This window comes from Aquitalea pelogenes (genome assembly GCF_001515305.1).
Taxonomy (GTDB): domain Bacteria; phylum Pseudomonadota; class Gammaproteobacteria; order Burkholderiales; family Chromobacteriaceae; genus Aquitalea; species Aquitalea pelogenes.
The window spans coordinates 1-10,770 of sequence record NZ_LNQV01000077.1; the positions used below are offsets into that span (position 1 = coordinate 1).

7 protein-coding genes are annotated in these 10,770 nt (G+C 61.5%); 4 read left to right on the forward strand and 3 right to left on the reverse strand.

What is annotated here, in order from left to right:
* Window positions 1-190: 190 nt before the first annotated feature.
* Both gap and tkt read right to left on the reverse strand, forming a co-directional pair.
* Window positions 191-1,204 (reverse strand): type I glyceraldehyde-3-phosphate dehydrogenase, encoded by a 1,014-nt coding sequence (gap, locus tag AWT75_RS19520; protein ID WP_062791334.1) that lies wholly within the window; start codon window positions 1,202-1,204, stop codon window positions 191-193.
* Window positions 1,205-1,319: 115 nt separating this feature from the next.
* The gene (tkt, locus tag AWT75_RS19525) at window positions 1,320-3,305 is read right to left on the reverse strand and encodes a transketolase (protein ID WP_045845881.1); all 1,986 of its coding nucleotides are present in this window, start codon (window positions 3,303-3,305) and stop codon (window positions 1,320-1,322) included.
* A gap of 327 nt (window positions 3,306-3,632) precedes the next feature.
* Here tkt and AWT75_RS19530 point away from each other — a divergent pair, with 327 nt between their 5' ends.
* Window positions 3,633-4,364 carry a BPSS1780 family membrane protein gene (locus AWT75_RS19530; protein ID WP_062791336.1) on the forward strand — a complete coding sequence of 244 codons (732 nt, stop codon included), beginning with the start codon at window positions 3,633-3,635 and terminating at the stop codon, window positions 4,362-4,364.
* A 16-nt stretch (window positions 4,365-4,380) separates the two neighbouring features.
* Here the strand turns inward: AWT75_RS19530 and AWT75_RS19535 are convergent, their stop codons facing one another.
* Window positions 4,381-4,851 (reverse strand): GNAT family N-acetyltransferase, encoded by a 471-nt coding sequence (locus AWT75_RS19535; RefSeq protein WP_062791338.1) that lies wholly within the window; start codon window positions 4,849-4,851, stop codon window positions 4,381-4,383.
* Window positions 4,852-5,020: 169 nt separating this feature from the next.
* On the opposite strand from AWT75_RS19535, the gene parC reads away from it, so the two are divergent.
* The 3 genes from parC to AWT75_RS19550 are packed head-to-tail and all read left to right on the forward strand — an operon-like array spanning window position 5,021 to window position 10,234.
* Window positions 5,021-7,351, forward strand: a complete 2,331-nt coding sequence (gene parC / locus AWT75_RS19540) for a DNA topoisomerase IV subunit A (RefSeq protein WP_062791342.1) — start codon at window positions 5,021-5,023, stop codon at window positions 7,349-7,351.
* On the forward strand, window positions 7,348-8,904 hold the full coding sequence (locus tag AWT75_RS19545) for a two-component system sensor histidine kinase NtrB (RefSeq protein WP_239689673.1): 1,557 nt from the start codon (window positions 7,348-7,350) through the stop codon (window positions 8,902-8,904). The genes parC and AWT75_RS19545 overlap by 4 nt, the downstream gene beginning before the upstream one ends.
* Window positions 8,897-10,234, forward strand: a complete 1,338-nt coding sequence (locus tag AWT75_RS19550; protein WP_062791340.1) for a sigma-54-dependent transcriptional regulator — start codon at window positions 8,897-8,899, stop codon at window positions 10,232-10,234. Before AWT75_RS19545 ends, AWT75_RS19550 begins: the two co-directional genes overlap by 8 nt.
* The last annotated feature ends 536 nt before the right edge of the window (window positions 10,235-10,770 follow it).

Here is a 10,770-nt window from a genome sequence, read left to right on the forward strand (position 1 = left end):
GCCCGGGGCCCTTTCCCGGGCTAGCAGTGTCTGACTTCACGCAGCCTTCCATCCTCATTCCCAATCCCCCCGCCCTTGCCCAGCACGGAAGCCTCGCTTTCTTTCCAGAAAGCGAGAGGGGTTTGTCAGCAAGCTGACGCGGATGCATCGGCCTGCTTTCGTATGCTGCAAGGCCCCGCAGGGCCGTACCTTACTTGGCTTCGAACATGGCGCGAGCGGTTTTCAGCATCTGGTTGCTGAAGCCCCACTCGTTGTCGTACCAGGCCAGTACCTTCACCATATTGCCGCCAGTCACCTTGGTCAGGGTGGCGTCAAAGGTGGAGGCTTCGGTGCTGTGGTTGAAGTCGGAGGAAACCAGCGGCAGGGTGTTGAAGCCCAGCACGCCCTTCATCGGGCCTTCGGCAGCAGCCTGCAGGATTTCGTTGACTTCGTCCTTGGTGGTGTCACGGCCGGACTTGAAGGTCAGGTCAACCAGCGAAACATTGATGGTGGGAACGCGTACGGCGAAGCCATCGAGCTTGCCCTTCAGTTCCGGCAGCACCAGACCCACGGCCTTGGCAGCACCGGTCTTGGTGGGGATCATGTTTTCGGTGGCGGAACGGGCGCGGCGCAGGTCCTTGTGACGCACGTCGGTCAGCACCTGGTCGTTGGTAAAGGCGTGGATGGTGGTCATCAGGCCCTTGGTCACGCCAATGGTGTCGTTCAGTGCCTTGGCCACCGGTGCCAGGCAGTTGGTGGTGCAGGATGCGTTGGACACCACGGTCATGGCGCTGGTCAGTACGTTGTGGTTCACGCCGTACACGATGGTGGCGTCAACGTCGTCACCGCCCGGCGCGGAGATCAGCACCTTCTTGGCACCGGCATCCAGGTGAACCTGGCACTTTTCCTTGCTGGTGAAGGCACCGGTACATTCCAGTACCAGGTCTACATTCAGGGCTTTCCACGGCAGTTCGGCCGGATTGCGGGTGGAGAAGAACGGAATCTTCTCGCCGTTGATCAGCAGGTTTTCTTCATCGTGGGCGATGTCTGCCGGAAAACGACCGTGCACGGTGTCGAACTTGGTCAGGTGGGCGTTGGTGGCCAGATCGCCAGTAGCGTTGACGGCAACAACCTTGAAATCGTTGTGCAGGTTGTATTCGTAAATGGCGCGCAGAACCTGACGGCCAATACGGCCGTAGCCGTTGATCGCGATGCGAATGGTCATACTATTACTCTCCCGGAAAGTCTGGTGCCTCCCCGCGTGAGCGGGTCAGAATGGAGACACCACAAAAATAAGGCCACCCCTGCTTTGTTTTTGGATGGGGTGGCCTGTGCTTTATTTACTGGATGATGTTCTTGGTCTTGGCGACGACATTGTCGACGGTGAAGCCGAATTCCTTGAACAGTACGCCTGCCGGTGCGGATTCGCCGAAATGGTCGATACCGACCACGTCGCCTTCCAGACCGACATACTTGCGCCAGAAGTCCGGCACGCCGGCTTCAATGGCCAGGCGCGGCAGGCCGGCCGGCAGCACGCTTTGCTGCCAGGCCTTGTCCTGCTGGTCGAACACATTGGTGCAGGGCATGGACACCACGCGCACGGCAATGCCTTCGGCTGCCAGTGCTTCCTGTGCCTTCAGCGCCAGTTCGATTTCCGAACCGGTGGCAATCAGCACGGCGCGGGCATCGGCTGCATCGCGCAGCACGTAGCCGCCACGGGCGATGTCCTTCACCTGCTGCGCATCACGCTGCACGAAAGGCAGGTTCTGGCGGCTGAGGATCAGGCTGCTGGGCGTGGTTTTCTGTTCGATGGCATGTGCCCAGGCCACCGCAGCTTCGGTGGTGTCACACGGACGCCAGGTGTGGTGATTCGGGATCATGCGCAGCGTGGCCACTTGTTCCACCGGCTGGTGGGTGGGGCCGTCTTCGCCCAGGCCGATGGAATCGTGAGTGAACACGAACACCGGGTTGATCTTCATCAGCGAGGCCATGCGCAGTGCATTGCGGGCGTATTCGCTGAACATCAGGAAGGTGCCGCCGTAGGGGCGCAGGCCACCGTGCAGCGTCATGCCGTTCATGATGGCGGCCATGCCGAACTCGCGTACGCCATAGCTGATGTAGTTGCCGTTACCGGCAGCGTCGATCCACTTGGAGCCAGACCAGTTGGTCAGGTTGGAGCCGGTCAGGTCGGCCGAACCGCCTACAAACTCAGGCAGGCTGGGCGAGAAGGCTTCCAGTGCAATCTGGCTGGCCTTGCGGGTGGCCACGGTCTGGGCTGCGTCGACAATCTTGGCGATGGCGGCATCGCGCGCTTCGGCCCAGGCAGCCGGCAGTTCGCCCTGCATGCGGCGTTCGAATTCGGCAGCCAGTTCCGGGTAGGCAGCGCGGTAGGCATCAAACTGCTTGTTCCATTCGATCTCGGCCAGTGCACCCTTGTCGCGGGCGCTCCAGGCGGCGTAGATCTCGGCCGGAATTTCAAACGGCGCATGCGGCCAGTTCAGCGCTTCGCGCGCGGCGGCAATTTCAGCCGCGCCCAGCGGAGCACCGTGTACATCGTGGGTGCCTTGCTTGTTGGGCGAACCAAAACCGATGGTGGTCTTGCAGCAGATCAGCGTCGGACGGTCGCCCTTCTTGGCGGTCTCGATGGCGGTGGCGATTTCCACCGGATCGTGACCGTTGACGTTCTTGATCACCTGCCAGCCGTAGGCTTCGAAGCGGGCCGGGGTGTTGTCGGTGAACCAGCCTTCAACGTGGCCGTCGATGGAAATGCCGTTGTCGTCCCAGAAGGCGATCAGCTTGGAGAGGCCCCAGGTGCCGGCCAGCGAGCAGGCTTCGTGGCTGATGCCTTCCATCAGGCAACCGTCACCCAGGAATACCCAGGTGTTGTGGTCAACGACGGTGTGGCCGTCACGGTTGAACTGGGCGGCCAGCATTTTTTCGGCCAGCGCCATGCCCACCGCATTGGTGATGCCCTGGCCTAGCGGGCCAGTGGTGGTTTCCACGCCCGGTGCATAACCGTATTCCGGGTGGCCCGGGGTTTTGGAATGCAGCTGACGGAAGTTTTTGAGGTCGTCGATGGACAGATCGTAGCCGGTGAGGTGCAGCAGGCTGTAGATGAGCATGGAGCCGTGCCCGTTGGAGAGCACGAAGCGGTCACGGTTGGACCAGGAAGGGTTGGCAGGATTGTGCTTCAGGTGATCGCGCCACAGCACTTCAGCGATATCAGCCATGCCCATCGGGGCGCCGGGGTGACCAGATTTTGCCTTTTCCACTGCGTCCATGGAGAGGAAACGAATGGCGTTGGCTAGCTCGGTTCGGGTGACCATTTCAGGAAAACCTCAAAAACAATAAAGGGGGCGGGACAGATGCGGTACGACAGTCAGCCCGCAACCCGTGCATGGCACCGGCATGGATTAACCGCCGCTAAATCATGGGATTATCCCTGATTTTGCCGCATTGCGGCAACCGTCACGGCGCAGCTTGTGCGCTGTTTTCGTGCAATTTCAATGCATTGTTGACAGCATTGCTGCGCGCAGCGCCACGCGTCCGGCCCGGGGCTGGCGGGCAGATGGGCTTGACCAGCCTGCTGCTCTGGTGGACAGTCGGCGCAGGTTTTCGGGTTTTTGCCATCAAACAGCCGGACAGGAGCACGCATGCAGACTGAATTTCCCGCACGCATCAATGCACGCCAGGTGGGCTATGCACGGGGCTGGCGCTGGATTGTGGAGGCGTTTTATCTGGTGCGGCAGCAGCCACTCACCTGGATGCTGCTGGCCGGTGGCTATCTGCTCATCCACTTTGCCGTGGCGGCCATCCCCTTGCTGGGGGCGCCGCTCACTTTCTTTCTGGCCCCGATCTTTGCCGGCGGCTTCGTGCTGGCCGCACAGCAGGCCGAACAAGGCCGCGAACTGAAGCTGCGCGCCCTGTTTGCCGGGTTCGGCCGCGCACCGCGCGCCTTGCTCAATGTCGGCATGCTGTATCTGGCCTTGTTGTTGCTGGCCATGATGCTGCTCAGTGCCGCCATGCCGCTATTGGGCCTGCAACTGATTGCCTCGCAGAATGCGCAGGAGCTGCCCAGGCTGGAAGGCCCGGTCGGGCTGTTCATGCTGCTCAGCGCCACGCTGATGTTCCTGCTCAGCCTGTGCTACTGGTTTGCGCCCGCTCTGGTGGTACTCAATGGCCTGGGTCCGTGGCAGGCGCTGCGGGACAGCTTTCGCGGTGGTATTGCCAACTGGCAGGCGGTGCTGCTGTCTGCCTTCATGCTGGCCGTGTTGTTGTTTCTGGCCGTGTTGCCGCTGGGGCTGGGCTTGCTGCTGTGGTTTCCGGTGCTGTATGTCACCGCCTACACCGGCTGGAAAGACCTGTTCGCACCGCAGGCGGCTTGAACAGGCCGGGCCAGGTTCAGTGACTGAGCGCGCTGCGCCGCATGTCCACATGCAGGATGCCGCCATCGTCATAAGGCTGTGACACCGCGACAAAGCCGAAACGCTCGTACAGCCCCTGGGCGGCGGTCTGGGCCGACAGCATGATGGGGGTGGCAGGCCACAATTGCAGGCAGTGCGCCACCGCTTCCGCCAGCAATTGCTGGCCCAGGCCCTTGCCGCGTGCTGCTGGTTCCAGTACCACCCGACCGATGGCGCTGGCATCCGGATACTTCTCGCCCGGTGCAATCAGGCGTGCGTAAGCCAGCAATTTGCCGTGACCATCGCGGCCCAGCAGGTGGTGACAGTGCAGGTCCACGCCATCCACATCGCCATAAATGGATTGTTGTTCCAGTACGAATACCCGGTCGCGCAACTGCAGCATTTCATACAGTGCAAGCGGGGAAAAGCCGTCAAACGGGTGGCATTGCCACTGCAACAGGCTGGCCATAGTAGAATTGCCCTCGAAAATGAATGGCGCAGCGCGCCTGTCCTGCCGATATGGTGTCGGAAACCGTGGATGGCGTCGCTGCAAATGAACACGTGTAAACCTATCACACAAGCAAGCTCTGCCCATGAACAGTAATGATCTCTTTGACGATGCGCTGCCCACCACCGGCATGCAGCCGCCCGTGACACCGCCCGCCCCGCCGGCAGATGCGCAGTCGGGCGACTGGATTCCGCTGGACCAGTATGCCGAGCGTGCCTATCTGGAATACGCCATGAGCGTGGTCAAGGGCCGCGCGCTGCCGGAAGTGGCCGACGGCCAGAAACCGGTGCAGCGACGCATTCTGTATGCCATGCGCGACATGGGCCTGGTGCATGGGGCCAAGCCGGTCAAGTCGGCCCGTGTGGTGGGTGAAATCCTGGGTAAATACCACCCGCACGGCGACAGCTCGGCTTACGAGGCGCTGGTGCGCATGGCGCAGGACTTCACCCTGCGCTACCCGCTGATCGACGGTCAGGGCAACTTCGGCAGCCGCGATGGCGACGGTGCCGCCGCCATGCGTTACACCGAAGCACGCCTGACCCCGATTGCCGAGCTGCTGCTGGGCGAAATCGACATGGGCACGGTGGATTTTGTGCCCAACTATGACGGCGCATTTGAAGAGCCTGCCCTGCTGCCGGCGCGCCTGCCCATGGTGCTGCTCAACGGTGCATCCGGCATTGCCGTGGGCATGGCCACGGAAATTCCGCCGCATAACCTCACCGAGGTGGCACGCGGCTGCCTGGCCTTGCTGGCCAACCCGGAGCTGACGACCCGCCAGCTGATGGACTACATCCCCGGCCCGGACTTCCCCGGCGGTGGTCAGATCATCACCCCGTTTGACGACATCCTGGCGGCGTATGAAGGTGGCCGTGGCAGCGTGCGGGTGCGCGCCAAGTGGGAAGTGGAAAAGCTGGCGCGTGGCCAGTGGCGCGTCATCGTGTCCGAGCTGCCGCCCGGTTCTTCCGCGCAGAAGGTGCTGGCCGAGATTGAAGAAGCCACCAATCCCAAGCTCAAGACCGGCAAGAAGGCGCTGACGCAGGAACAGCAAAACCTCAAGAGCCTGATGCTGTCGCTGCTGGACCGCGTGCGCGACGAATCGGACAGCCAGAACCCGGTGCGGCTGGTGTTCGAACCCAAGTCCAGCCGACAGGACCCGGACGAGTTCATCAACATCCTGCTGGCGCAAACCAGTCTGGAAGGCAATGCCTCGATGAACCTGGTGATGATCGGCCTGGACGGTCGCCCGGCGCAGAAGGGCCTCAAGGCCATTCTGAGCGAGTGGATCGCCTTCCGCCGCAGCACCGTCACCCGCCGCCTCAAGCATCGCCTGGGTCAGGTGGAAAAGCGCATCCATATTCTGGAAGGCCGCATGATTGCCTTCATCCATATCGATGAAGTCATCCGCGTCATCCGCGAATCGGACGAACCCAAGCCCGACCTGATGAAAGCCTTCGGCCTGTCCGAAGCGCAGGCCGAGGACATTCTGGAAATCCGCCTGCGCCAGCTGGCGCGGCTGGAAGGCTTCAAGCTGGAGAAAGAGCTGTCCGAGCTGCGCGAAGAACGCGAAGGCCTGCGCCATGTGCTGGATACGCCGGACGCCCTCACCCGCCTGATTCGCGACGAAATCATGGCCGACACTGCCAAATACGGCGACCAACGCCGCAGTGAAATCAAGGCGGCCGAACGTGCGGTGCTGACCCAGACCATTGCCGACGAGCCGGTCACCATCATCCTGTCGCAAAAAGGCTGGATCCGCGCCCGCGTCGGCCACAATGTCGACCTGTCAGCGCTGGCCTTCAAGGATGGCGACAGCCTGCACACCGTGGTGGAAACCCGCACCGTGTGGTCGGTCATCGTGCTGGACAACAAGGGCCGCGCCTACACCATCGACCCGGCGGATGTACCCACCGGTCGTGGCGACGGCGTGCCGGTGGCCTCGCTGGTGGATCTGCAGGATGGTGCCAAGCCGGCGCAGATGATTTCCGGCAAGGACGACGCCCGCTTCGTGGTGGCCGGTTCCGGTGGTTATGGCTTTGTGGCCAGGCTGTCCGACATGGCGGGCCGGGTCAAGGCGGGCAAGGCCTTCATCACGCTGGACGATGGCGAAAGCGTCATCACCCCGGTGGCAGTGGCCGCCAATGCCGACCTGACCACCCTGCGCCTGGTGGCCGCGGCGGACAATGGCCGTCTGCTGGCCTTCCCGGCCGGCGAGCTGAAGGAAATGGCCAAGGGCCGTGGCCTGATGCTGATGGGGCTGGACACGGGTGAGTCGCTCACCGCCATCGGGCTGGTCAAGGGCGACAAGGCCGTGCTGGCCACGGTATCGGTGCGTGGCAAGGTGGCAGACGAAAAACTGGCCCTGGCCGAGTTCGACGCCAAGCGCGGCAAGAAAGGCAAACTGATGCCGAAGAAGTGGACGGTATCGGCCATTGGTGATGTGCCCACGGCTGACACGCCATGATGTCGCAACGCTCGCTGCCGCTGAGTCCGCGCAAGGCCCTGGCCTTCGTCAACGGCTTTCGCGCCATCATGCTGCTGGTGTTGCTGTTCATGTCGCTGCTGCAAGGCAGCGAAGGGCAGCGGCTGGTCGACGGTGGCGGGCATTTCAATCTCTGGGCCGTGGTGTATGGCTGCCTGATTGCCAGCTGGTTTGCCCTGCGCGATGGCAAGATTGCCCATACCCTACAGCTGTCGCTGGCCATTGTGGCCGACATCCTGATGATTGTCTGGCTGATGGGCATGAACGGCGGTGTCAAAAGCGGCTATGGCATGCTGTTGCTGCCCTACCTCGCGGTAGCCGGCCTGCTGTCATCCGGCCGCTTTGCGCTGTTTTACGCCTCCATCGCCACCGCCAGCCTGTTCGGTTATGTCGGTTACGAGCATGTCCGCAGCCACATGCTGTTTGGCAGCACCAACGATTTGTTCCAGACCGGCCTGCTGTCGCTGGCCGGTTTCGTCACCTCGGTGGTGACTTACCAGCTGGCGCGCGTGGCGCGTGAATCCGAAGAGCTGGCTTCACGCCGCGGCGGCGAAATTGCCAACCTCAACCGGCTGAACGAGCTGGTGCTGCAAAGCCAGCGCGATGCCGTCATCGTGCTGGACGAAACCGGCACCGTCCGGCAATTCAATGCCCAGGCCGTGCGCTATTTCCCCAGCATGCAACGCGGCATCCTGCTGCCGGAACTGTCACCCATCGTCGAGCGCTGGCGCATCAACAACCACTCCCCGATGCCGGTATTTGTCGAGCGCAATGTGCGTGGCCGGCAACTGGGTGGCCGCATGGTGCCCATTCTGGCCGGTGACCTGCGCGGCGTGGTGATGTTCCTGCGCGATATGGCCGATATGGCTGAAGAAGCCAAACGCATCAAGCTGGCGGCGCTGGGCCGGCTCACCGCCAATATCGCCCATGAAATCCGCAACCCGCTGGCCGCCATCTCCCATGCCGGTGATTTGCTGGCCGAAGGCGCGGAAGACCCGGCCACCCAGCGGCTCACCCGTATCGTGCGTGACAACGCCAAACGGATTAACGGTCTGGTGGAAGAAGTGCTGATGCTGGGACGACGCGACCGGGTCAAAACCGAAACCATCAAGCTGTCCCAGTTCCTGGCTGATTTTCTGGATCAGTTCGGCATGGCCCAGCCAGATGCCGCCGGACGCATCCTCACCATCTTCCACAGCACCGACAGCATCTATTTCGACCGCGGTCATCTGAGTCAGATCCTGTCCAACCTGGTGGGCAATGCTTGGCGCCACTCTTCCCGGGTACATGGCGCGGTATGCATTGAAATCAATCATGTCGAAACCCAGGTGCTCATCCGCGTGATGGACGACGGACCGGGCATGAGCGAAGACGCACAGTTACACCTGTTCGAACCCTTTTTCACTACCGAAAGCACCGGCACCGGGCTGGGGCTCTATATTGCCCGGGAGCTGGCCGAGGCCAATGACGCACGCCTCGACTACATCCCGCCCGGCGGTGTTTTCTGTCTGAGCTGTCATCTAGCCTATGAATAAAGCCCCCCTGCGCGTGCTGGTCGTGGACGACGAACCGGACATCCGCGAACTGCTGGAACTCACCCTGATCAAGATGGGCCTGGACGTCATCACGGCCGGCAATGTCAGCGATGCCAAGGCGCGCCTGCAGCGCGAACCCTTCAATCTGGTGCTCACCGACATGCGCATGCCGGATGGCGAAGGCATTGAAGTGGTCGAATTCATTGCCGAGCATGGACTGGACATCCCCAGCGCCATCATCACCGCCTACGGCAGTACCGAAAACGCGGTCAAGGCCATGAAGGCCGGCGCGTTTGATTATCTGTCCAAACCCATCAGCCTGGCCCAGTTGCGCACCCTGGTGAAATCGGTACTCAAAGTGGATGGCAATGGCAAATCCAGCAGCATCGAACGCCTGGTCGGCGACTCGCCTGCCATGCTGGAAGTCCGCCGCATGGTGGACAAGCTGGCGCGCAGCCAGGCTGCTGTCTATATCAGTGGCGAATCGGGCACCGGCAAGGAGCAAGCCGCCCGCCTGATTCATGAACAAAGCGGACGTGCCGAACGCCCCTTTGTTCCGGTCAACTGCGGTGCCATTCCGGAAAACCTGATGGAAAGCGAATTCTTCGGCTATCGCAAAGGTGCCTTCACCGGTGCCGACAGCGAGCGCGACGGATTCTTCCAGCAAGCCGCCGGCGGCACCCTGTTTCTGGACGAAGTTGCCGACCTGCCGTTGGCCATGCAAGTCAAACTGCTGCGTGCCATTCAGGAAAAGAAGGTGCGCAAGCTGGGCAGCCCGCAAGAAGACCCGGTTGATGTGCGCATCATCTGCGCCACCCACAAGGACCTGGCAGCGCTGGTCGAAGCCGGCCAGTTCCGTCAGGACCTGTATTACCGGCTCAATGTACTGCCGCTGCGCATGCCGCCACTGCGCGAACTGCGCGACGACATTCCCCGCTTCATCGGCGCCCTGCTCGACCGCTTCGCCACCGCGGACAGCCGACCGCGTCTCACCCCGGATGCGGTCAAGGCCATGCTGGCTTACAACTATCCGGGTAACTTCCGTGAACTGGAAAACATCCTAGAACGCGCAGTAGCACTGGCCGGTGACGACAAGGTCGATGTCGCCGACCTGCAACTTACCCTCAGCCAGCCACTGCAGGAGCAGGATGAAGCCATCCCCGGCTATGCAGGCAGTGAACCGCTGCAAGACTTTTTGGACCGGGTGGAACGGGAAGCCATCCTCAAGGCACTGGATGCCACCCGCTTCAACCGCACCCAGGCGGCAAAGCTGCTCGGCCTCACCTTCCGCTCCATGCGCTACCGGATGGACCGGCTCGGCATCAAATAAGGGCCCCGTCATCCGCCATCTATATAGAGTCATCGCCAACATCAGCATCCCGTTTGCAAAAAGCCCGGCTCAGCCGGGCTTTTGTGCCTGTGTCGGTGCTGAGACCAGCTTTTTGCGCCAGTTTTCACCGTCGGTCGGCGCCGGAAGGGATGTGAGTCGAGCATTGACTGTGCACCCGCAGCAAAACAGTCATGAAACCCGCATTTCATAAATCATTACCGTTCAGTGACTTAGCGGTCTGTGCGACGGAATTTTGGCAAATCCTGCAGATTTCTTCGCACAAAGTGTTGACGAGGGTGGGGCAGGGCGGTATAGTTCGCCTCCTCAGCAGACAACGCAGCGACGGAAACGAAACGCAGCGACCTGCACCGCTCTTTAAAAAACAGAATAACCGATAGGTGTGAGTACTTGGCGAAAGCCAAATACTTGCACTGCAAGACAAGAAATACTTGTTATTTTCTTTGATCTTGCGTGCCAGAAATTTGCTATGAGATTGAACTGAAGAGTTTGATCCTGGCTCAGATTGAACGCTGGCG

Coding starts and splice junctions, on each gene's coding strand:
- AWT75_RS19535 (WP_062791338.1), bottom strand. CDS start 4,851: ATGGCCAGCCTGTTGCAGTGGCAATGCCACCCGTTTGACGGCTTTTCC.
- parC (WP_062791342.1), top strand. CDS start 5,021: ATGCAGCCGCCCGTGACACCGCCCGCCCCGCCGGCAGATGCGCAGTCG.
- AWT75_RS19550 (WP_062791340.1), top strand. CDS start 8,897: ATGAATAAAGCCCCCCTGCGCGTGCTGGTCGTGGACGACGAACCGGAC.
- gap (WP_062791334.1), bottom strand. CDS start 1,204: ATGACCATTCGCATCGCGATCAACGGCTACGGCCGTATTGGCCGTCAG.
- AWT75_RS19530 (WP_062791336.1), top strand. CDS start 3,633: ATGCAGACTGAATTTCCCGCACGCATCAATGCACGCCAGGTGGGCTAT.
- tkt (WP_045845881.1), bottom strand. CDS start 3,305: ATGGTCACCCGAACCGAGCTAGCCAACGCCATTCGTTTCCTCTCCATG.
- AWT75_RS19545 (WP_239689673.1), top strand. CDS start 7,348: ATGATGTCGCAACGCTCGCTGCCGCTGAGTCCGCGCAAGGCCCTGGCC.